Source organism: Allosphingosinicella sp., from assembly GCF_036570505.1.
Classification (GTDB): Bacteria; Pseudomonadota; Alphaproteobacteria; order Sphingomonadales; family Sphingomonadaceae; genus Allosphingosinicella.
In genome coordinates this window covers 1-21,421 of the sequence record NZ_DATCYB010000062.1, presented here as the reverse complement: position 1 = coordinate 21,421, position 21,421 = coordinate 1, and the positions used below count along the sequence as shown (strand labels likewise).

Annotated in this window: 16 protein-coding genes; 6 read left to right on the top strand and 10 right to left on the bottom strand. The window is 65.3% G+C overall.

Features of this window, described 5'->3' with window-relative positions:
* Window position 1 precedes the first annotated feature (1 nt).
* From VIR62_RS07325 to VIR62_RS07315, 3 genes are all read left to right on the top strand, one after another.
* Complete coding sequence (locus VIR62_RS07325) at window positions 2-1,849, top strand: DUF885 domain-containing protein (RefSeq protein ID WP_431869991.1); 1,848 nt, start codon at window positions 2-4, stop codon at window positions 1,847-1,849.
* A gap of 122 nt (window positions 1,850-1,971) precedes the next feature.
* Window positions 1,972-2,151 carry a hypothetical protein gene (locus tag VIR62_RS07320; protein ID WP_431869990.1) on the top strand — a complete coding sequence of 60 codons (180 nt, stop codon included), beginning with the start codon at window positions 1,972-1,974 and terminating at the stop codon, window positions 2,149-2,151.
* 31 nt (window positions 2,152-2,182) lie between these two features.
* A complete protein-coding gene (locus tag VIR62_RS07315) occupies window positions 2,183-2,452 on the top strand; it encodes a DUF3297 family protein (RefSeq protein WP_431869988.1) in 270 nt (89 codons plus the stop codon).
* Between the two features lie 192 nt (window positions 2,453-2,644).
* Here VIR62_RS07315 and VIR62_RS07310 read toward each other — a convergent pair whose 3' ends face one another.
* The 8 genes from VIR62_RS07310 to VIR62_RS07275 form a co-directional block, all read right to left on the bottom strand.
* On the bottom strand, window positions 2,645-3,823 hold the full coding sequence (locus VIR62_RS07310; protein ID WP_431869986.1) for a dipeptidase: 1,179 nt from the start codon (window positions 3,821-3,823) through the stop codon (window positions 2,645-2,647).
* A 29-nt stretch (window positions 3,824-3,852) separates the two neighbouring features.
* Entirely contained in the window at window positions 3,853-5,436 is a 1,584-nt protein-coding gene (locus VIR62_RS07305) for a serine hydrolase (RefSeq protein WP_431869985.1), read from the bottom strand.
* Window positions 5,437-5,451: 15 nt separating this feature from the next.
* A complete protein-coding gene (locus VIR62_RS07300) occupies window positions 5,452-6,594 on the bottom strand; it encodes a YkvI family membrane protein (RefSeq protein ID WP_431869983.1) in 1,143 nt (380 codons plus the stop codon).
* Between the two features lie 3 nt (window positions 6,595-6,597).
* Window positions 6,598-7,638: a DUF1611 domain-containing protein gene (locus VIR62_RS07295; protein ID WP_431869981.1), complete on the bottom strand. Its 1,041-nt coding sequence runs from the start codon at window positions 7,636-7,638 to the stop codon at window positions 6,598-6,600.
* A gap of 19 nt (window positions 7,639-7,657) precedes the next feature.
* Window positions 7,658-9,865, bottom strand: coding sequence for a TonB-dependent receptor (locus tag VIR62_RS07290; protein WP_431869979.1), 2,208 nt, complete (start codon window positions 9,863-9,865; stop codon window positions 7,658-7,660).
* Window positions 9,862-10,989 carry a dipeptidase gene (locus tag VIR62_RS07285; RefSeq protein WP_431869977.1) on the bottom strand — a complete coding sequence of 376 codons (1,128 nt, stop codon included), beginning with the start codon at window positions 10,987-10,989 and terminating at the stop codon, window positions 9,862-9,864. Before VIR62_RS07285 ends, VIR62_RS07290 begins: the two co-directional genes overlap by 4 nt.
* 123 nt (window positions 10,990-11,112) lie before the next feature.
* The gene (locus tag VIR62_RS07280) at window positions 11,113-12,132 is read right to left on the bottom strand and encodes a dipeptide epimerase (protein ID WP_431869975.1); all 1,020 of its coding nucleotides are present in this window, start codon (window positions 12,130-12,132) and stop codon (window positions 11,113-11,115) included.
* An 11-nt stretch (window positions 12,133-12,143) separates the two neighbouring features.
* A complete protein-coding gene (locus VIR62_RS07275; protein WP_431869973.1) occupies window positions 12,144-14,141 on the bottom strand; it encodes a serine hydrolase domain-containing protein in 1,998 nt (665 codons plus the stop codon).
* A gap of 149 nt (window positions 14,142-14,290) precedes the next feature.
* Between VIR62_RS07275 and VIR62_RS07270 the strand changes: the two genes are divergently transcribed.
* Together VIR62_RS07270 and VIR62_RS07265 are read left to right on the top strand one after the other, a co-directional pair.
* Window positions 14,291-14,920, top strand: coding sequence for a helix-turn-helix domain-containing protein (locus VIR62_RS07270; RefSeq protein WP_431869971.1), 630 nt, complete (start codon window positions 14,291-14,293; stop codon window positions 14,918-14,920).
* Between the two features lie 276 nt (window positions 14,921-15,196).
* Window positions 15,197-15,634, top strand: a complete 438-nt coding sequence (locus tag VIR62_RS07265; protein WP_431869969.1) for a PPC domain-containing DNA-binding protein — start codon at window positions 15,197-15,199, stop codon at window positions 15,632-15,634.
* Between the two features lie 31 nt (window positions 15,635-15,665).
* On the opposite strand, the gene VIR62_RS07260 is transcribed toward VIR62_RS07265, so the two are convergent.
* Complete coding sequence (locus tag VIR62_RS07260; protein WP_431869967.1) at window positions 15,666-18,611, bottom strand: FAD-binding and (Fe-S)-binding domain-containing protein; 2,946 nt, start codon at window positions 18,609-18,611, stop codon at window positions 15,666-15,668.
* The gene (locus VIR62_RS07255; RefSeq protein ID WP_431869965.1) at window positions 18,608-20,362 is read right to left on the bottom strand and encodes a thiamine pyrophosphate-dependent enzyme; all 1,755 of its coding nucleotides are present in this window, start codon (window positions 20,360-20,362) and stop codon (window positions 18,608-18,610) included. The genes VIR62_RS07260 and VIR62_RS07255 overlap by 4 nt, the downstream gene beginning before the upstream one ends.
* Window positions 20,363-20,462: 100 nt before the next feature.
* Here VIR62_RS07255 and VIR62_RS07250 point away from each other — a divergent pair.
* A partial coding sequence (locus tag VIR62_RS07250) for an alpha-hydroxy acid oxidase (RefSeq protein WP_431869963.1) occupies window positions 20,463-21,421 on the top strand: 959 nt, incomplete at its 3' end.

Below are 21,421 nucleotides of genomic sequence, written 5' to 3'. Positions count from 1 at the left end.
CATGAAGCTTCAGCTCCCGCTCACCGCCCTGCTCCTCGCTACCGCAGCGTGTGCGCCGCAGATGGAGGCGAGCGCGCCCGCGCCGCTCGCCTCCGCGCCGACGACGGAAGCGGCGGCCTCTACGCCGGCCGAGGAAGACGCCCGGCTCCTCTCTTTCCTCGACGAAGGCTTCGACGCGATCGTGGCGACCAGCCCGCAGTTCATGACCGCGCTCGGTATCAAGACCGATTACGACAAGCTCAACGATTATACCGACGCGCAGAACCAGCGGGTGCTGGCGATGGAAGAAGCCCAGCTCGCCGAGATGAAGGCCGCGTTCGATTATGACGCGCTGAGCCCGGCCGGCCAATTGAGCTACCGCCTGTTCGAAAATGAGGTCGCGCGAGACCGCGAGCAGTTCGAGTGGCGCTGGCACGAATTTCCGATCTCGACCAACGGCAGCCCTGCCGGGCAGATCCCGGTCTTCCTCATCAACCAGCACAAGGTCGACAGCGTCGCCGACGCCGAAGCCTATATCTCGCGCCTGAAGGAGGTCGAGCGGGTGATGGGCGAAGTCTCGGCCGACATCCGCCGTCAGGCCGAGATGGGCATCGTCCCGCCCAAGCTCAATTTCGAGCCGGTGCGCGAGGATGCGAAGAAGGTGATCACCGGCGCACCGTTCACCGACGGCCCCGACAGCACCCTCTTCGCCGACTTCAAGAAAAAGGTAAGCGTGCTCACCGCCCCGCCGGAGGTAAAGGAACGGCTGATCGCCGACGCCAGCGCGGCGCTGACCGGCCCGTTCAAGCGCGGCTTCGACACCATGTTCGCGGCCTTGGACGCGATCGAGCCGCAGGCGACCGACAATAACGGTGCCTGGGACCTGCCGCGCGGCGCCGAATATTATGCGAGCCAGCTGCGCTATTCGACCACCACCGACCTCAGCGCCGACCAGATCCACCAGATCGGCCTCGACGAGGTCGAGCGCATCCATGGCGAGATGGAGGTGATCAAGGCCAAGGTCGGCTTCGAGGGCACGCTCCAGGAGTTCTTCCAGCACCTCAAAACCGGCGACCAATTCCACTACCCCAACACCGAAGCCGGCCGCGCCCAGTACCTGAAGGACGCCAATGCCTTCATCACCCAGGTGATGGCGGTCGCCCCGCAATATTTCCGCCGCCTGCCGAAGGCGCCGCTGGAGGTTCGCGCGGTCGAGAAGTGGCGCGAGGAAACCGCTTCGGTCGCCTTCTACAACCGCCCGTCGCCCGACGGCTCCCGCCCCGGCATCTATTATGTGAATCTCGCTGACATGACGCAGGTGCTCAAGCCGCAGATCGAGGCGATCAGCTATCATGAAGGCGCTCCGGGCCACCATTTCCAGTCCGCGCTCGCGCAGGAGCTGCCGAACGTTCCCAAATTCCGTCGCTTCGGCGGCTACGGTGCTTATGGAGAGGGCTGGGGACTCTATTCCGAGAAGCTCGGCAAGGAGATGGGCTTCTATGACGATCCCTATTCCGATTTCGGCCGGCTAAGCCTCGAACTCTGGCGCGCCGTCCGCCTCGTCACCGACACCGGACTCCACCACAAGCGCTGGAGCCGTGAGCAGGCGATCCAGTATTTCCGTGACAACTCGCTCCTCTCGGAACGCGACATCGTGAAAGAGGTGGAGCGCTACATCAACAATCCCGGCCAGGCGACCAGCTACAAGATCGGCCAGCTCAAGATATTGGAGTTGCGCGCCAAGGCCGAGAAGGCACTTGGCGACAAGTTCGACGTCCGCGATTTCCACGCCGCCGTGTTGGAGAACGGCTCGCTTCCGCTTGACGTGCTGGAAGCGCAGGTCGATGCCTATATCGCGTCGAAGAGCTGATAGGAGCACGCCATGGCCAAGGGTCAGAAGAAGAGCAACAAGGAAGCCCGAAAACCGAAGAAGGAAGTGAAGAAGACCATCGCCGCCAAGCCCTCCACCAAGGGCGTGCTGGCCAAGGATTGATGGCCGAGCATTTCGTCCGCCACCGCCAGCCGTGGAAGAGCGAGGAAGTCGCCAAGCTTCGCACGCTGGCGGGCAAGGGCATGGCGCTCAAAGCCATCGCCAAGGCATTGACCCGCAGCGAGGAGTCGGTGAAGGAGCGGGCGAAGATCGACGGGCTGAAGATCAGCAAGCTGCGCTGAGCTTTCGGCCGAGCCCCGTGAAAGACCCATCGTGACCGACACCCCTCCCGACCGCCTCTCGCTCAATCCGCGCAGCCCGTGGTTCGACGCGGACCTCCTCCAGCGCGGCGTCGGCATTCGCTTCAAGGGTGCCGAGAAGACCAATGTCGAGGAATATTGCGTCTCCGAAGGCTGGATCCGCGTCGCCGCCGGCCGCAGCCTCGACCGCCACGGCCAGCCTATGACGATCAAGCTCTCCGGCCCGGTCGAACCCTATTTCCAGGACGCGGCCGAGACCGAAGAGGACAAGTCGTCGGAGTGACCGCTTCCTCTCGGCAGCCCTTTTTAACGCTTACACGCCGTAGATTTCATTGCAGATAATCTGCTCGAGAGGCCATATCACCTCTTGATTATCGGCGGGTATTAGGGCCGCAGCGGCGGTGGAAACGATGAGGGCCGGCCCCGGAGGTGCTGGGCGCGCGGAGGAGCCGATAGCCGCAGTCGCGCAATTGGCTCAACGATCGGCTTCCTGTTCCGCGGCTTGCAGGATCCGCAGCACATTGCCGCTCCACATCTTCTCGATATCGGCGTCGGAATAGCCTTCCGCCTTCAGGCGCGCGGTGATCTTGGGCAGTGCGGTGATATCCTCGAGGCCCGCAATGCCGCCGCCACCGTCCCAGTCGGCGCCGAAGCAGACATGGTCCACCCCCGCGACTTCGATCACATGGAGGAGGGCGACCATGAATCGTTCGAAATCGTCCGCCCACATGGATTCGCTGGCGTCGAGCGCGCGCCAGCGTGCCGTCAGGTCAGCCTGTTCGGCTGGGCTCAACTCGCCGATCCGCTCCAGCCTGGCAAACAGCTTCTCCCGCTCGGGGGTGAGATTCATGTCCGAGAGATAGACGGTGGTGACGCAGATAGCGCCGCCTGCCTCGGCGAGCTTGCGAATACGGGCGTCGTCCAGGTTGCGCGGGTGATCGAAGACGTCGCGCGAGCCGGAATGGGAGAGGAGCAGCGGCGTTTTCGACAAGGCCAGCATCTGGTCGAACGCGTCGTCCGACGCATGGCTGGCGTCGATCACCATGCCGAGCCGATTCATCTCCGCCACCCATTGCCGGCCGAGCGGCGAAAGCCCGTTCCAGCGCGGCGTGTCGGTCGCGGAATCGGCGAACTGGTTGTTGGACGAATGGACCGGCCCCGCCAGCCGCACTCCGCGACGATGGAATTCGGCGAGCAGCGTCAGGTCCTCGCCCAGCGGATAGCTGTTTTCCATACTCTTGAGGGCGACCAGCTTGCCCTGAGCGGCGATGCGCTCGACGTCCGCGGCCGTCCGCGCGGGCACGATACGGTCGGGGAAACGGGTGATCGTGGAATCGATGAGATCGGAGCGACCCAAAGCGAATTTGCGGGCCGCGGCATAGCCTGCCGGCGTCAGCGGTCCCTGCGCGGTATAGATGGCGAAGAATCCTCCATCGAGATTGCCGTCGGCCATGCGCGGCATGTCGACTTGGACAAGATCAGTGGTGAGTTCGTGGCGGTCGGCGAAGCTCCAGCCGGCGCGTCCGAAATGCATCGGCGTGTCGAGATGGGTGTCGAGGGTAAGCATCGCCGCATGCGGATTCTGGACGGGTTCCGCCACGGGCGCACCGGAACAGCCGGCGAGCATCAAGGCCAGGAGCATGGATTTCTTCATGATACGCCTTCTATCGCTTGCGAGGCGGCTCACTTGCCCGCCTCCACCGGGCTGAACAGCAGGTCGTGATAGTCGTAGCTGAAGTCGGCCAGCGGCGAGACCGCCTTCATCGTGATCCGCTCCACCTTGCCGTCGGCATCGAGACCAAAGGTGACATAGGCGGGCTCGATTGACTCGTCGTCGAAGCGGGTGACGAAGGTGTCGTACTGATAGTGCTCCAGCCGTCCCGCCATGCGCGGCGTTTCGGTGAAGTCGATGGTGAGCCCGTCCTTCTTTTGGCCGATGGCGATCCGGCCGTACCAAGCGTCTTTGTAGGCGCCGGCGTAGCGGGCGAGCGGCAGCGACGGACCGATATCCGCCGGACTGGACTGCTGCGCCGCGAGAGCCTTCAGCCCCGCCGCGACACGCTGCTGCTTGAAGGCGGCCCATTTCTCCGGCCAGTCGGCGGGCGGGCGGCCCAGATAATGGTCGAGGAGCTCGTACATGAGCCCTCGAATCATCTCGCCATCTTCGGAATTGATCGTGATCGAGAAGCCGACGTCTTCCTCCGGGATCAGCACCACGGCGGTGAGGGAGCCGAAGACGGCGCCGCCGTGCCAGATGATCTTCTCGCCTTGATAATCGGTCACGGTCCAGCCGAGCGCATAGGTGTCGAAATTGGGCTGGGTGGGTTTGAGCGGCTCGGGCAGCTCCCGGATCGGCTGGATGACGAGCGGAGTCCACATCTCGCGGGCCTGCGCCTCGCTGTAGAGCCGCCCCTCGCCTTCCGGCAACTTGCCGTGGGCGAGCTGGATGGCGAGCCAGCGGGCGAGGTCGCTCGCGCTCATGGCGAGGCCGCCCGCCGGCGCCGCGTTGCGACCCAGCTCGTCCCGCTCGTCGAGCAGCTCCTGATGGCCGGCGCCGCGCAGGCCGCCGTCCATGCGGGCATGCGGGAAGGCGCGGTTGGCGGTGGCGAAACGCGCTCCGCCGTGGCTCGTCGATTCCTCCATGCCGGCGGCCTTGAAGACATGCTCGGCGATGAAATCTTCCCAGGTCTGGCCGGTCACCTCCTCGATCAACTGGCCGGCGACCATGTAGAGGACGTTGTCATAGGCATAGCTGCTGCGGAAGCTGGTCGCGGGCTTGATGTAGCGCAGCCGCTCCACCGTCTCGCGGCGGCTCCGGTCCGAACGGGGGACGAAGAGGAGATCGCCGGCGCCAAGCCCCAGGCCGCTGCGATGGACGAGCAGGTCGCGCACGGTCATCTCGCGCGTCACCCAGGGATCGTACATCTGAAACCAGGGGATATGGTCGATCACCTTGTCGTCCCAGGCGATCTTGCCTTGGTCGACCAGGATGGCGAGGGCTGCGACGGTAACGGCCTTGCCCGTCGATCCGGTCGGGAAGATGGTATCGGCGTCGACGGGCGCGTTCCCTCCCAGCTTTCGAACGCCATAGCCCTTGGCCAGCGTCGTCTTGCCATCCTCGACGATGGCGATCGACATGCCGGGAACGCCCATTTCCTTTCGCAGCGCCTCGATCCGGGCGTCGAATCCTTCGGGCGGGGCGGCGAGCGCCGGAACCGGGGCAAGGCAGACGGCGGCGGCTATGGCGGTGGCGAAGGTTCGAACCATGACGATTTCCTGATTTCAGGCGGCGCGGGTATTTTCTTGAGGACGAACGGGTGCGCCCGTTCTGAGGCGCGCGGTGCCGATGAGCAGCAGCGGCGCCACGAAAACCACGAGCATGATGTAGCCGAAGGCGCCATAGCCGGCGGCGATGAGATCGATGAGACCGACGCTCGCCGCCACGAAGGCCGAGCTGACCAGCAGCGAGGCGGAAATGGCGAAACGGGCGATCCTGGGGAAGCGGCTGGAATCACGGTCGCGGACGGCCTCGGCGATCCTTTCATTGACCGCGTTGACGACGCCGACGCCGGTTTCCAGCAGGGCGCAGAAGATCATCAACTGGAAGATGTACTGGAAGGAGGGAACGCTCATCCGCTCCAGCAGGTAGTCCGACGGCAGCGCCTCAGCTCCGATGGCGGGGTAAAAGGCGATCATGCAGAGGAAGAAGAGAAGCGCCGGAAGCATCGCGAGCGGCCCCGCCAGCACCCCCGCCACGATCGCGTCGCGCCGGCTCGTCAGGTGCCGCACGAAGGGCAGCACCGCGACCACGGCGACGACATTGTAGCTCGCATAGGTGACGCCGCCGAGCGCCCAGCCGTCGGCCGGCACGTATAGCGCGAAGGCGGGCCCGATCCGGTCACCGAAGCTGGTGAGGGCCAGCACCAGGAAGAGCGCGTAGGTGAGATAGATGAAGCTCGACGCATATTTGAAGAGCTGCTCCGCGCCCCGGTTGCCGAAGCTGGTCACGCCGACGATCGCGCCGATCAGCAGCAAGGTTCCGACGATCAGCGGCAGGCCGAACACCTCCGCCCCGATAGTGCCGGCCGCGGCTGCGACCACGGCCAGGATGAGAACCAGGAAGAGCAGATAGGTGATTTCAAAGAGCAGCCAGAAGCGTCCGAGCAGCGCCTTGAAGAAGCTGCGATAATCGTACGCAGCGGTGGCGCGGGCGAAGAGGAAGGCGACGGCGCAGACAAGGCTCCAGACGGCCATGGCGAGTACCATGCCCGCCAATCCTCCGCGCGGGCCGCTGCCGAGGAAGAATTCGGCGAGCTCCCGCCCCGTCGCATAGCCGCCGCCGATCACCACCGCCTTGAAGGCGAGTCCCGGCAGGAGGAAACGCTGGAACCAGCTCGATTGCGTGCCATCCGCCCCCTTTGCCATGTCTCAGCCCAGGCAGGCCGTGACGAGCGCGTCAAAAGCCGGACCGCCGCGGATCGGGTCCGCGGCCGGGATTCCCAGCTTCTCGCCCTCGCGCGCGATGATCTGGTCGGCTTCGACATCGTCGAACGACGACGTGTTGAGCGATACGCCCCCGCACCGGATGGCGGGATTGGTCCGATGGCCGAGCCGGATGGTGAGCTCGATCACTTCTTCGATCGATGGAAGCGCGAAATCCTCCAGCCCCATGACCCGGGTTCGCCCTGGCCGATGGCAGACGACGAACACGTCGGGCTGGCTGCCGTGCAGCAGTCCCAGCGACACGGCGGCATAAGCGGGGTGGAACAGCGATCCCTGTCCCTCGATCACGTCCCAGTGATCGGGCGCGGCATCGGGGCTGAGCATCTCCGCGGCCCCAGCTTCGAAGTCGGATATGACGGCGTCCATCGGCATTCCCCCGCCCGCGATCATGATGCCGGTCTGCCCCGTGGCGCGAAAGTCGGCATCCACGCCACGCTTGGCGAAAGCGCGGGCGAGAGCAAGCGCCGTATATTTCTTGCCGAGCGCGCAATCCGTGCCGACCGTCAGCAGCCGCTTCCCGCCGCGCTTGCGGCCGGTCGCGACGCTCAACTTCGCCGGCGGCGTGCGGACGTCGATCAGCCGCCGCCCGTGGCGATCGGCGGCCTCGGCCAGCGCCGGAATATCCCTAAGCCGAACGTGCATTCCGCTCACGATATCGAGCCCCGCCTCCAGTGCCCCCACCAGCGACGGCAGCCAGCTCTCCGCGATCACGCCGCCTTCATTGGCAACGCCGATGACAAGCGACCGCGCGCCCCGCGACCGTGCCTCGGCCGGCGTCAGCCGCGGCAGCCCGGCCGTGACGCTGCCCTCGCCGCACACCATCTCCCCGACACAGGCCTCGCCGGCCCAGTCGCGAAGGCCGAAGGCCGTCTTGGCATAGCTCGGCTCCTTCGTGTCTCCGAGGAAGAGAAGGTAAGGCTGCGGAAGCGACAACATGCCACTGGTCGGGACGAACGGAACGTTCATATTGGCTTGGCCCACCAGGCTAGAACGCGACGTCGAGCGCCAGCCCGATCGTTCGGGGCTGGAGCGGGACAACGGTGATAAAGCTGGGCTGGTTCAAGCCGTCGTTGATCAGGGAACGCGCGATTGGACCGTCCTCGTCGGTGACGTTCCGCGCGTAGACGCGGATCGTGTACCGCTCATCCAGTGTTACCGAAGCATTGAGGTCGAGCGCCGTGTAGGAGGGGATGTCGAGGGCGAACGGATTGCTCTCCACCGCAGAGAAGCGGTGCCCGACATGCCGCAACCCCCCGCCAATTTCCGCGTCTGCATTGGCACCGACCGCGAACGCGTAGTTCGCCGTGAAGGAGCCACTGAACTTCGGGATGTGAGTGAGTCGATCTCCCGCCAGGCCGGAGACGGCCGGGGCATCCTCGGTCAGCTCCGAATCGGTGTAGGCGCCGTTGGCGCCCAACGTCAGGGCCGGTATGGGCTGCCAGACCAGGGCGGCCTCGATTCCCTGGCTGCGCGCGGTGGCACCGTTACCAAGACCGGAAGTGCCGCCGAACGCGATCGGAATCTGGATATCGTCCCAGTCCATCCGGAATACGCCCACATCAATCGACATATCCGGATTGAAAAGGCGCGTCTTCAGACCGAGCTCGTAATTTGTAACCGTATCCGGGTCGAAGGTGGGAGGAAGGCCGGGCAGGATGACGTTCGGGCCGCCCGGCCGATAGCCGGTCGCCACTCGCGCGTAGACCATCGTGTCGTCGGTAAAGTGGTATTGCGGGCTGATGCTGTAGGTCCAGACGCTTTCGGACGACTCGCCCGGATCGTTGGCCGCCGGCACGATCGCGCCCGCCGAGATCTGCCGGAAAGTCTGGTTGTTATGAGCCCAACGGAGGCCTCCGGTGACCCAGAATCGGTCGGTCACCCGCCAGGTCGCGTTACCGAAGCCGGCATATTCCTCATAGGTCGACGGCAATTGCACCGTCGCCAGCGGGTTCAGCGGCGCGATCACGTTCCCGTCCATATCGAACGAGAAGACGATCTGATCGTTGAGCGCGTCCTCGTGCGTGTAGAAGAAGCCGGCCAGCCATTCGAACCGGCCGCCCGCGGCCGATGTCAGGCGGACCTCCTCCGTCCACTTTTCCATCGTGATCGTGTTGTCGAAAGGCGAAACGCCCGGCCCGATCGCGCCGCCCGTCAGCAGCGGGAACAACGTCCCGAAGATGCGGCTCGCATCCGCCGTCTCGAACCGTTCGGCGTCGGTATAGGTCGTCGTTGACGACAAAGTGGCGAAGTCGAGATCATATTCGACGGTGCCGGCATAATATTGGAACTCGGACTCGAACCGCTCGGGAACGAAGTTGAAATTCGAGCGCCCGTTTCCGACCGGCGTGCCGGTCAAATCCTGAGTTGTCGTACTGAGGCTGTCCGCTTTCAGCTCCTGGTAGATTGCGGAGAGGTGCACATTCAGTCGATCGACCGGCTGCCAGAGCAGGCTCACCCGGCCGCCGGTCTGGTGATAGTCGTTCTGGTCCTTGGCGCCGGTCTGTACATTGTCGATCCAGCCTGAGGTGCTGCGATGCGCCAGGCTTGCGGTGATGGCGAGCCGGTCTTCGACCAGCGGTACATTGATCCGCCCTTGTGCGGCATAGCCAATGTCGCCAGCGTGATTGATCGTGAAGGCCTCGACGCCGGCACGGCCGGAAAATTCGTCGAGATCCGGCGCGATCGTCACATATTTGAGGAGACCGCCGATCGTGCTCGCTCCGTAGAGGGTTCCCTGCGGGCCCCGCAGCACCTCGATCCGGGCGAGGTCATATGGCAGGAGGTCGATGGTGAAGCTCCCGCTTTCGGTGTAAGCCGTGCTCGATCCTACTGGTGCCTCGTCGATGTAAACGCCGACGCTCGCGCTCGCACCGAGCGGCGAAATGCCACGCAGGGCGATCCGCGACTGGCCCGGAGTTCCGAGGTTGTTGATATGAAGGCCCGGCACGTAACCGGTGAGGTCGGAGATCTGCGCCGCACCGGATTCGATCAGGGTTTCGCCCCCGACGACGCTGATCGATGCCGGGACATCTTGCAGATTCTGCTCGCGCTTCTGGGCGGTGACGATGATTATCGTGTCGCCCGACGCCTCCACCTCCGCTTGCTGCGCATGTGCGACCCCCGGCACCACGAGCGCCGCCCCGGCGGCGGACAACGCCAGCATGGCGCGGAGCGAAAATCCGGACTTCCTCATCTCACTTCTCCCCCCATGGAAAACTTCTCCGGCAGCGCGATCGGCTTCCACGTATCGCCGAGCAGCCTGCGGAAATTGCCTCCGAGCACCGCCTGGATGTTGGCGTCGGAATAGCCGCGGCGGATCAGTTCCTCCGCCAGGTCGTAGATCTTCTTCGGATGATCGAAGCCGTCGGTGTCGATCTTGTCGCGGAAGGCGTAGCTCGCCTTGTACCCGGCCTTCAGCATCTCATACTGGTCGGGCGGCATGTCGTCATAGCCCTGGAGATCGGCGTCCGATCCGACGCCGACATGCTCGATGCCGATCAGCCTCGCGACATGATCGATATGGTCGACCATGTGGGCGATGGTCGTCGGCTCCTTGCCGCGCACGAACATGCGAACGCCCGTTATGCCCATCACACCGCCCTTGGCGCCCAACGCCTTGATCGCCTCGTCGGTCTTCACCCGTGGATGATCGACGAGCGCGCGGCAGTTGCTGTGGGTGATAGCGATCGGCCTCGGCGACAGCTCGATCGCGTCCAGCGTCGTCCGATCGCCGCAATGGGACACGTCGATCAGCATGCCGACGTCGTTCATCGCCTTGATGATCCCGGCCCCGTAATCGGTGACGCCGCCGTCCACCCGCTCAGTGCTGCCCGATCCGATCAGGTTCTGGGCGTTATAGGTGAGCTGGGAGCAGCGCTGGCCGAGCTGGTAGAAGAGCTCGACATCCTCGACCTTCTCGAAATGCTCGGAATTCTGGATACCCATGATGACCGCGCATCGGCCCTCGCTCTTCGCCCGGTCGAGATCTTCGGCCCTGCCGACCAGTGAAAAGACATGCGGATTGCGCCCGGCGAAGCCCTGCCATGCGGCCAGGAAAGCCAAGGCGTCGGCCCGCGCGGTCGGACCGCCGAGGCCAACCGCATTGTGGAAGCCCGTGATTCCGCTCGCGCGAAAATCCGCGGCATCCTCGTCGCTGAGCGGACGAGCAAAATATTCGGGGCGCATGTCGATCTTCAACGGCGCGAGCATGTCGATGACGAGCGCCTCGCGCACCAGATCGATGGCCCGGCGGGAATAATCGCGCGGGGCCGCCGCGCCCAAACGGTAATAGCCGCGATTGACTATTGGAAAAGCCAATGCAGCGCCTGCCGCGCCCGCCACGAATGAGCGACGCGTCCATCGGGCCGATATGCTCACCCGCCATCCCCTCGATTATCGTTATGTCCTGTTTGGGATGCTACGGTCCCAATCAGAGAATTGTCAACAGGTCGTTTCGCAAACGGCGTTCGCGCCCCAGACGGCATCCGGGCACCAGATGTCTCCGCCGCGATATTCGACCGAAGGGGTGCGGTCCGTCGCCAGAAAGGTCGGACCGTCGAGATCGACGATGTCGCAGAGCTGTCCGAGGATGAAGGAGGGCGCCATCGACAGGCTGGTGCCCATCATGTTGCCGACCATGATACCCAGCCCAAGCTCGCGGGCACGGGCGGCGATCGCCAGTCCCTCCGTCAAGCCGCCACATTTGTCGAGCTTGATATTGACAGTGTCGAACCGGCCGACGAGCGAGTCCAGCTCGGCGAGCGACACGCAGCTTTCGTCGGCGGCGAAAGGCAGCGGGCGGTCGATTCCCTCAAGCTCCGCCTCGCGTCCGCGCGCGACGGGCTGCTCGAGCAACGCGACGTCGAGCGTGGCCAGCAGCTTCGCCAGGGCCGGCACGTCGATGGGGTCATAGCCCTGATTGGCGTCCACCCCCAGCCAGCAATCGGGCCGCGCCGCCCGCACCGCGACGACGCGCATGGCATCCAGCGCGGCCTCGCCGGTAAGCTTGACCTTGATGGCGGTGACATCGCCCAGCGCCGTCGCGGCGGTCGCCATGGCGATCGGATCGTCGGCGCCCAGCGTCAGCGTGGTCCTGAGCGGGCGCGGCTCTGGCACCCCGGCGATCTCCCACACAGGACGGCGTGACTGCTTCGCTTCCAGCTCCCACCAGGCGCAATCGATGGCGTTGCGGGCGCCCCCGGGCGGCAGGAGCGATTGCAGGTCGCTCCGCGTCGCGCCCGCCTCGATGACCGGACGAACCCGCTCGACCGCCGCGAGCATCGCGGGCACGTCGTCGCCCAGATAATAGACGCCCGCCGCTTCGCCACGACCGCAATGCGTGCCGTCGGAAAGCTCCGCCACCATCAGCTCCGTCGCCGTGAACACGTGACCGGAGATGCGAAACGGCTTCAGGTAGGCGAAGCTTTCCCGTCGAACGCGGAGCGTCAGCGAAGCGGTCACGATCCCGACCTTCAGTAGCTGGTGCCGAAATCGAGAAGGTTGAAGCCGACCGCGACCCAGAGCGCCACGAAGGCGGCGAGCACGATCAACATGCTCCACAGCTTCGAGAACCAGCCCCTCTTGCCCTTCCAGACGAGCCAGAGATGCCAGAGGGCGATGCCGAACAGGCCCAGGAAGGCTATCCAGCCCGCGACCTGGAGCAGCCAGACAAGCCAGTCGAGCGAGCCGGAGAGCAGGTTCATGTCGGACATCATGACACCGATCGCCACCGCCCAGCCGATCAGCACCAGGACGACCAGGGCTGAGAAGCCGCGGACCAGCCGATACGCCTTGAGATCATGGCCGGCGAAGGCCAGCTTCGCGCCGTAGCGGCGCCGGGCGGCCCAGCCGATCGGCCAGGACAAGGCGGTGATCACGAGGACCCCGAGGCCCAGGAGCAAGGCGGGGAGGAGCCAGGCGCTGGAGAGATACCAAGGCGCGGGCTCGAACATCATGAAGGGCGAGACGAAGCCGAAGCTCAGCCGGACGACCTCGCCGTCGACGACCTCCGCCGCCATGAGTTCATGACTATGAGCATCACGCCAGACGAAAGGCGAGATCTCCACCCATTCGCGCGGCGCTCCGCCGAGGCTAGGCAGGAAATCGACGACGAGGCCGCCGTCCTCATTGAGGCCGATCTTCATCTGTCCGACCAGCCCGAGTGCCTTGAAGAAGCTCGAATCCGCCCGCCGGCTGTTGGTGTAGGTGCCGACCATCATCCGGGCATGCTCGGCCGCGGTCTGCGCATCGACCCTTTGGGCCTGGGCGGGTTGCTCGGGCGGGAAATAGCGGTCGGCGAACTGATCGAAGAGCGCGGATCGGATCGCGCCCGCGGCGCCGTCGCGACCGGCGCTGTTCACCGAAACGTAGAGCCCGACGTCCTGCTCCGGGAAGAGCCAGAGATAGCTGTGGAACCACTGCGTGTCGCCGCCATGGGCGATGACATCATGGCCGTTGATGTCCTGCTCGTAGAAGCCCAGCGCCATGCGGTTGAGCGGCTGGATCATGTCGAGCGTCGTGCCGTGCATCATGCGCGCGGTTTGCGGGTCCAGGAGCGGGCCGCCCTGGTTCAGATGGGCGATCATGAACTTCGCCATGTCGGCGCCCGTCGATGCGAGGCTGCCCGCCGGCGCCGGCCCGACCATCTCGTAAGGCTTGGGGCCGCCCGACCCGAGCGCATAGCCTTTCGACATAAGCGGCCGCAGCCGCTCCGGAAGCGGCTGACGAAAACTGGAGCGGGTCATGCCCAGCGGCTCGAAGATGTTGCGATCGACGTAATCGTCGAACGACATGCTGGACGCCCGCTCGACAATGTAGCCGGCGAGCGCGGTGGCGTAATTGGAGTAAGCGGGCGTCGTTCCCGCCGCGAAGATGCGCTCGGGGACCCATGCCTTCATCACCTCGCCCAGGGGCGGCACGCCCTCCGGCTCGGCGGTGATGAGGCCGCGAATCGTTTCCTCGAAGCCGGCGGTGTGGGTCATGATGTCGCGAAGCGTGATCGGCTCGCCCTCGCGCGGCGGTATCTTGAAATCGAGATAGGCGTTGACGTCCTGGTCGAGCTCCAGCTTGTCCTCCTCGACGAGCTGCATCACCGCCGTCCAGGTGAAGAGCTTCGAAACCGAGCCGGGACGGAAGAGCGTGGCTTGGGGATCGACGGGCTTGCGCGCCTCCACGTCGGCATAGCCATAGCCCTTCTGGTATAGCGTCTCGCCGTCCTTGACGACCAAGACGACGGCGCCCGCTACGTCGCCACGGGGGAGCGCATAGGACATGAAGCCGTCGAGCCAGGCCTCGACGTTCGCACGTTCCAAGGGCTCACCGCCTGCCCGAGCCGCCGGAGCGGCAGGCGGAGCCGCCTTCGCCGAAAGGGGCGTTGCCACCGGCGCCTGGGGCGCCGGACCCTGGGTATGAGCCGCCGGACCGGCCAGCGCCGCCAGCAGCGCCGCCGCGATAATCTTCAATGACCGCATGATCCCTCCTTGCGTCGCCGATGTCTTCATCGCGCGATTGCGTCCCGCCGCGCTCCCCTTTATCTATCTCCAGTGGCTGCGCGTCCTGAATGGGCCATAATGATCCTGATTAGAGAATTGTCAAACGAGTTGTGGTAGGAGTCTATGCGATGAAGGGCCAGCAGCCGACACTGGGCGCCGTGCTGCGCGACCTGCGTGCGCGTTTCGGATGGACGCTCAAGGAGATGAGCGCGAAATGCGGGATTCCCGTCTCGACCCTGTCAAAGGTCGAGCATGACCGGCTGACGCTGACGTACGACAAGCTCCAGCAGTTGAGCCAGCGGCTGAACATTCGTATGTCGGATCTGTTCGCCGAGACGAGTGCGAGCGAGGAGCCCCAGGTCACGGCACGCCGCAGCATCGGCCGCATCGAGGACGCGTTTCGGGTCAACACGCCGAACTACGATTATTACTATCTGTGCACGGAGCTTCGCCGGAAGCGGATGATCCCGATCATCACCCGGATCCGCGCGCGCACGCCCGAGGAGTTCGGCGAGCTCGTCCGCCACCAGGGCGAGGAGCTGATCTACGTGCTCCAGGGAAGGGTTGAGGTTCATACCGAGTTTTACGACCCGGTCGTGCTGGAGGAAGGTGAATCGATCTACATCGATTCGACGATGGGCCACGCCTATCTGGCGGCGGAGGGTTGCGACGAGGCCGTAGTCCTCGGCGTCTGCTCGAGCGCCGACGAAGGCCTCATGCATTCGCTGATGAACCTCCATGGCGAGGCCGTGCTGTAGCGCACCCATTGAAGGAAGCCAACGCCGCCCTCAGCAAGAAGCTAGCCGACCGCTAATCAGCCGAAACATCCGCCCCGAGTTCGCCATCCGCAATCACAGCGGCGAGGGTCGGTCTCACATCCAGGAGCAATGCGGCTGATCGGTCAGAGCGGCGCAGAACGCCATGAACGTTCTGCTCAGCGCGCCGTCGGCTCGGAACCCGCCTGACGCAGGAACGTCCACGGAGTTGAACCTCGCTCGCCTATCGATGCGATGCCGAGGAGCAGGAGTGGGAGCATGCATAGCAAGATCATTCACAACACCAGCGGATTGCGCACGATCGCGGCTATCTTTGAGGCGGGAGACGAGGTGATGTCCGGTCTGCGGGAGCTCAGTCGCCGGGAGAAGATCAGGGGAGCGCAGATTACGGGAATTGGTGCCTTCAGCGACGCGCTCCTCGCCTATTTCGACTGGGACGAGAAGGATTATCGCGAAATCCCGGTGGACGATCAGGTCGAGGTCGCGTCGCTCACCGGCGATATCGGCGTCAATCCGGACAATAGTCCGGCGATCCACATTCACATCGTGCTCGGCCGGCGCGATGGTAGCGCGGTGGCGGGCCATCTCGTCAAGGCGCATGTCCGGCCGACGCTGGAACTCATCCTTACCGACTCCCCGGAGCATCTTTGCCGACGCAAGGATCCCGAGAGCGGCCTCAATCTCATCCAATTATAAGCATCGAGCCATCAGGCGCGGCGGCGGCGGGTCAAGCCGGGGCATCAAGCATTCGCTCGGCCAGAAGCTCCGCGATGTGGCGCGTCCTTCGGCCTGTCCGCTCGATCTGCTCGCGGCAGCTGAAGCCGTCGGCGAGGATCAGGCTTTCTTCCGGCGCTTCCCGCACGGCGGGCAGCAGCACTCGCTCACCGATGGCGGTGGCGACATCATGCGTCTCCTTGGCGAAGCCGAACGCGCCGGCCATGCCGCAACAGCCCTGGGGCGGGCGCTCGGCCTTTATGTGCAGGTGCTCGAGCAGCGCCATTTCCGGCTCGAAGCCGATCACTGCATGATGGTGGCAATGCGCCTGCACGAGCGCGCGGCCGCCCTTGAGCGGCTCGGGGAAGCGTTCGAAATGCCCCGCGACGAAATCGGTGAAATGGACGACCTGCTCCGACAGCCGCTTCGCCTCGAGGCGCTTGGAAAACAGGCCGGGCAACTCGTCCTTGAAGGCGGAGGTGCAGGCAGGCTCCAGACCGATGATCGGCGTGCCTTGCTCTATCTCCGACTTCAGCGCGGCGAAGCTCTCCTCCCAGAGGGCTTTGGCTTCATCGAGAAATCCCCAGTCGTAGAGCGGTCGACCGCAGCATAGCGGCCGGTCGGGGATAGCGACGCTGTAGCCGGCGCTCTCCAGCAGGCGAGTTGCGGCGATGGCGGTGTCTGGGCGGAAATGATTGTTGAAGGTGTCGGGCCAGAGCAGGACTCTCTCGCCGCCGGCGGAAGGCGCCGCTCGGTCCTGGAACCAGCGGCGGAAAGAGCGGCGGGCGAAGGCGGGCATTTCGGCGTTCGGGTGAACGCCGCCAATCCATTTCGACAGCGCCGACACGCCGGGCGTACGGGTGAAGAAATTGGCGAGCCAGGGCGCGTGCTCCGCGAGCCGTGCCGCCTTGTGGATGAAGCCCATCGAATAGGCCGAGCGCGGCCGTCGGCGGTGCTCGTAATGGTGCGAGCGGAATTCCGCCTTGTAGGTGGCCATGTCGACCGAGACGGGGCAATCGCGGCGGCAGCCCTTGCAGGCCAGGCAGAGCGACAGCGCGTCCTCGACTTCCGCGCTGTCCCAGCCGTCCTTGATGATCTCGCCGCGCACCATTTCGTGGAGCAGATGGGCGCGGCCGCGGGTCGAGTGCTTCTCCTCCCGCGTCGCCATGTAGCTGGGGCACATGACCTCGTCGCCGGCGTCGAGCCGGCGGCAAGCGCCGACGCCGACGCAGCGGATGGTGGCGTGGGCGAAGGAGCCGTGATCAGCCGCATAGGCGAAATGGGTGTCGAGCTTCGGCGGCTTGTAGCCGGGGCCGAGGCGGAGATTGGCGTCGAGCGGGAAAGGATCGATCGCCTTGCCCGGGTTCATGCGGTTCGTGGGGTCCCAGATCGCCTTGAACTCGCGGAAGCAGCGGACGAGCTCGGGGCCGTACATCGTCTCCAGAAGCTCGGCCCGCGCCTGGCCGTCGCCATGCTCGCCGGAGAGCGAGCCGCCGTAGGAGGTGACCAGCCGCGCGGCCTCCCCCATGAAATCGCGCCAATTGGCGAGCCCCGCTTCGGTGCGGAGGTCGAAATTGATCCGGCAGTGGACGAGACCGTCGCCGAAATGGCCGTAGACGGCGGATTCATAGCCGTAGCGATGCATCAACGCCTTGAGGTCGCGCAGATAATCGCCGAGCTTCTCGCGCGGCACGGCGCTGTCCTCCCACCCTTCCCAGCTTTCCGGCTTGTCCGGCACCATGGCCGTGGCGCCGAGACCGCCCTCACGGGCCGTCCAGACCCGATGCTGGTCGGCGGGATCGGAAACGATGCTGGCGCGACACCGGCCTTCCATGGCGTTCGCGATCCGCTCCGCCTGCCGCCGCGCCTCGCTCGGGCTATCGCCGCCAGTCTCGACGATCAGCCGGCCCTTGCCCTCGGGAAAGAGCTTCAGCCCCGCGTTCGCGACATGGCCTTCGCTGATATATTTGAAGAGGAGGTCGTCGAAGCCTTCGATGCCGATCGGACCCAGCGCCAGCACATCGGGCACGGCATCGGCGGCGAGGAAGATGTCATCGAAGCCGAGCAGCGTCAGCGCCCGGCAAGGCGGGCTCGGCATCAGCCGCAAGGTCGCGTCGAGCACAAGCGCGCAGGTCCCCTCGGTTCCAACCAATGCCCGTGCGATGTTGAAGCCGCGCCCTGGAAGCAGCGCATCGAGATTCTCGAAGCCGGAGACGAGCCGGGGGATATCTGGATAACAGGCCTCGATCTGCGGGCCGTAGCGGTCTATCAGACCGCGCAAGCGCCCGTAGATTTCGCCGCGGCGCCCGTTTTCGATGATGATGCGCTCGAGCTCGACGCCCGGCGTCGGCCCCGCCTCCCATATCTCGCCGTCATAGGTGAGGATCGTCATCCGCTCGACATTGTCGGAGGTGCGCCCCGCCATCACCGAATGGACACCGCAGCTGTTGTTGCCGATCATGCCGCCGAGCGTGTTGCGGCTGTGGGTCGAAGGATCGGGGCCGAAGGTCAGATGATGCTTCTCCGCCGCGTCGCGCAGCGTGTCGAGGATGCAGCCCGGCTCCACGCAAGCGAGCCGCTCCTCCGGGTCGAGCGCCATGATCCGGTCGAGATGGCGGGAGAAGTCGATCACGACGGCTACGTTGCAGCCCTGCCCGGCGAGGCTCGTGCCGCCGCCTCGCGCGACGATTGGGGCATCATGCTTGCGGCAGTGCCTGACGGTCTCAATCACCTCGTCGCGGCTCCTTGGTGTCACGACGCCGATCGGCACTTGGCGGTAGTTGGAGGCGTCGGTGGCGAAGAGGGCTCGGCTCTGGGCACCAAAATTCACTGCCATGCCGAGCGAAGCCCTGAGATCCGCCTCAAGCGCCCGCGCGGCCTCGGCGGAGTAAGGCGTGAATTCGGCGGCGACGCGGCCCGACGGCGCCTTGATCTCTACACGCTCTTGCGTGCCGCTCACACCAGCTCGCGCACCTTGTCGGACGCGATGGTGAGGGCGATCTTGCTGGCGTTGGGCGTGCCCTTCACCAGAGATTCCGCGAGATGGAGCGCCTGCTTCGCCTCGATCTTCGGCGGCATCGGCGGCTCGTGTGGATCGACGACCGCCTCGATCAGGCAGGGTCCGGGCGTGGCGAGCGCCTCGCGGAGCTGACCGGCGCATCGGGCCGGATCGTCGATCCGGAGCGAGCGGAGGCCGCAACCTTCGGCGACCTTGGTGAAATCAATGGGCTCCAAATCGCAGACGAACTCAGGATTGCCGAGGAAGACCATCTGCTCCCACTTGATCATACCGAGGCTGTCGTTCTTGATGACGATCAGCTTCACGTCGAGACCGTATTTACGGAGCGTGACGAGATCCCCCATCAGCATCGACGTCGAACCGTCGCCGATCACCGCCACCACCCGCCGCTCCGGATAGGCGATGGCGGCCGCGATCGCGTAGCCGATGCCGCAGGCCATGGTGGCGAGATTGCCCGAACAGCTGAACATCATGGTCCCGCGCATGTCGATGTGGCGCGCGACCCAGGTGGTGATCGTGCCGCTGTCGGTGACGATGATGGCGTCGTCGTCGAGGAGCTTGTTGAGTTCGTGCGTTACCACCTGCGGCTTCATCGGCAGGTCGGCCCGCGTGCCGCGCTCCTCCATCAGGTCGCGCCAGGCGCCGGCGCCCTGTCGCGCCTCGGCCAGGAAATCGCGATTCTCGTTGCGGCGGACGAGAGGCAGAAGCTCGCGCAGCACGGAACGGCTGTCGCCGACCAGCCCCGCCTCGACGGGATAGCGAAGGCCGATGCGCTTGGGATCGATCTCGATCTGAACCGCTCGCGCCGCTCCGGGCTTCGGATAATATTCGATATAGGGGAAGCTCGAGCCGACGATGAGCAGCGTGTCGCAACCTTCCAGCGCGTCCTGCGACGGCCTCGTGCCGAGCAAGCCCACGCCGCCGGTCGAATAGTCGCTGAGGTCAGGCACTGCGCCCTTGCCCAGCAGCGCCTTGCCGATCGGCGCACCTAGCTTCTCCGCCATCTCCAGCAGCTCCTGGCCGGCGCCGAGGGCGCCCTGGCCGACGAGGATGAAGGGCTTTTCCGCCTGGTTGAGGATGGCGGCGGCGCGTTCCAGCTGCGTCCGGTCGGGAAGCTGCCCGCCCCTGGCCATCAAGCTGGAGACGTGATCGGCGATGTTGCGCTTCGAGCGCTTCGCCTTGTCGACCGGCATCGACTGGATGTCGACAGGCATGGTGACATGGGTCGGCTGGCGATAGGCGAGCGCGGTGCGGATGGCGAGCTCGACGACATTCTCGACATGGGTCGGCCCCATGATCCGCGCGCTGTAGGCGCAGGAATCCATGAACAGCTTGTCGAGCTCAACATCCTGCTGGGTGTGGGTGTGGAGGAGGTCGTGGAACTGCAGCCCGGTGATCGCCAGCACCGGCTGGCCGTCGAGCTTGGCGTCGTAAATGCCGTTCAGCAGATGAATGCCGCCCGGCCCCGAGGTCGCAATGCAGACGCCGAGGCGCCCCGTCCACTTCGCATAGGCGCAGGCGGCGAAGGCGGCGACTTCCTCGTGCCTTGTCTGGATGAAGCGTATCTTGTCCTGCCGGATGCGAAAGGCCTCGATGATGCCGTTGATGCCGTCGCCCGGGAGCCCGAACACCACCTCCACGCCCCAATCGATCAGGCTTTCGACGAGAATGTCGCCGGCGGTGGTGGCCATGTGCTGTCTCCGCTCGCTCGGTTAACCGTTTCCCATCTGAACCAATGCCGGCATCGAGGGTTCCTGATCGGGTGAGCGACAGCATCCGCGCGAACCCGAAATGATCATGATGCCGGGCGGAGGGCCGGACTTCCCGGCCGAGCGAGCGACCGCCGTCGCCCAGCTTGGAACCAGCCCCCGCCGCTACCTCTATCGCGGCCGGAATCCTAAACGCGCCGCGACGATCGAGGATTTGCGCGCCATGGCCCACCGCCGGCTGCCGCGCTTCGCGCTCGAATATCTTGAGGCGGGCGCAGGCGACGAGGGCGCGCTCGCCGGCAATCTTTCGGCTTTCTACCGTTGGCGATTCCTGCCGCGCGCGCTGGTCGATGTCAGCCGGCGCGATCTCTCGCGTTCCCTGTTGGGCCAGCGTCTCCCGCTGCCGCTGCTGGTCGCGCCGACAGGACTGAACGGGGTGTTCCGCAAGGACGCCGACCGCCTGCTCGCGGCGGGCGCGGCGAAGATGGGCATACCCTTCGTCCAGTCCACCATGTCCAACAACTCCATCGAGGAGGTCGCGGCTACATCGGGCGTCAGTCACTGGTTTCAGCTCTACGTCATCGACCCGCCCGAGATCACCGACGACCTCATCGCCCGCGCCGAGGCCGTCGGGTGCGACGCGCTGGTCGTCACCACAGACGCCCAGACCTTCGGCAAGCGATCCTGGGACATTCGCGAGCGAATCAAACCATCGATCCTAACCCTTCGGGAGGTCGTGGATGCTGCCCTCCACGTCCGTTGGTGGACTTCGACCCTGCTGCCGCGCGGCCTTCCCCGCTTCGCGAACCTGGAGCGCTGGTTCCCTCCGGATAAGCGCAGCCTCTTCGAAGGCGCCTTCTGGACCCGCGATCATATGGATGTCGAGCTCGACTGGGGCCATCTCGGCCGCATCCGCGATCGCTGGCCGCGCAAGCTGCTGGTGAAGGGTCTGCTCGCGCCGGAGGATGTGGAGCGCGCCAGGACGGCCGGCGCGGACGGGGCCATCCTCTCCAACCATGGCGGCCGGCAGCTCGACTGGGC

What these genes read in the sequence shown, in the direction of transcription:
- VIR62_RS07305 (WP_431869985.1), bottom strand. Translation starts at nt 5,436, where the DNA reads ATGGTTCGAACCTTCGCCACCGCCATAGCCGCCGCCGTCTGCCTTGCC.
- VIR62_RS07295 (WP_431869981.1), bottom strand. Translation starts at nt 7,638, where the DNA reads ATGAACGTTCCGTTCGTCCCGACCAGTGGCATGTTGTCGCTTCCGCAG.
- VIR62_RS07270 (WP_431869971.1), top strand. Translation starts at nt 14,291, where the DNA reads ATGAAGGGCCAGCAGCCGACACTGGGCGCCGTGCTGCGCGACCTGCGT.
- VIR62_RS07325 (WP_431869991.1), top strand. Translation starts at nt 2, where the DNA reads ATGAAGCTTCAGCTCCCGCTCACCGCCCTGCTCCTCGCTACCGCAGCG.
- VIR62_RS07310 (WP_431869986.1), bottom strand. Translation starts at nt 3,823, where the DNA reads ATGAAGAAATCCATGCTCCTGGCCTTGATGCTCGCCGGCTGTTCCGGT.
- VIR62_RS07320 (WP_431869990.1), top strand. Translation starts at nt 1,972, where the DNA reads ATGGCCGAGCATTTCGTCCGCCACCGCCAGCCGTGGAAGAGCGAGGAA.
- VIR62_RS07275 (WP_431869973.1), bottom strand. Translation starts at nt 14,141, where the DNA reads ATGCGGTCATTGAAGATTATCGCGGCGGCGCTGCTGGCGGCGCTGGCC.
- VIR62_RS07290 (WP_431869979.1), bottom strand. Translation starts at nt 9,865, where the DNA reads ATGAGGAAGTCCGGATTTTCGCTCCGCGCCATGCTGGCGTTGTCCGCC.
- VIR62_RS07265 (WP_431869969.1), top strand. Translation starts at nt 15,197, where the DNA reads ATGCATAGCAAGATCATTCACAACACCAGCGGATTGCGCACGATCGCG.
- VIR62_RS07255 (WP_431869965.1), bottom strand. Translation starts at nt 20,362, where the DNA reads ATGGCCACCACCGCCGGCGACATTCTCGTCGAAAGCCTGATCGATTGG.
- VIR62_RS07300 (WP_431869983.1), bottom strand. Translation starts at nt 6,594, where the DNA reads ATGGCAAAGGGGGCGGATGGCACGCAATCGAGCTGGTTCCAGCGTTTC.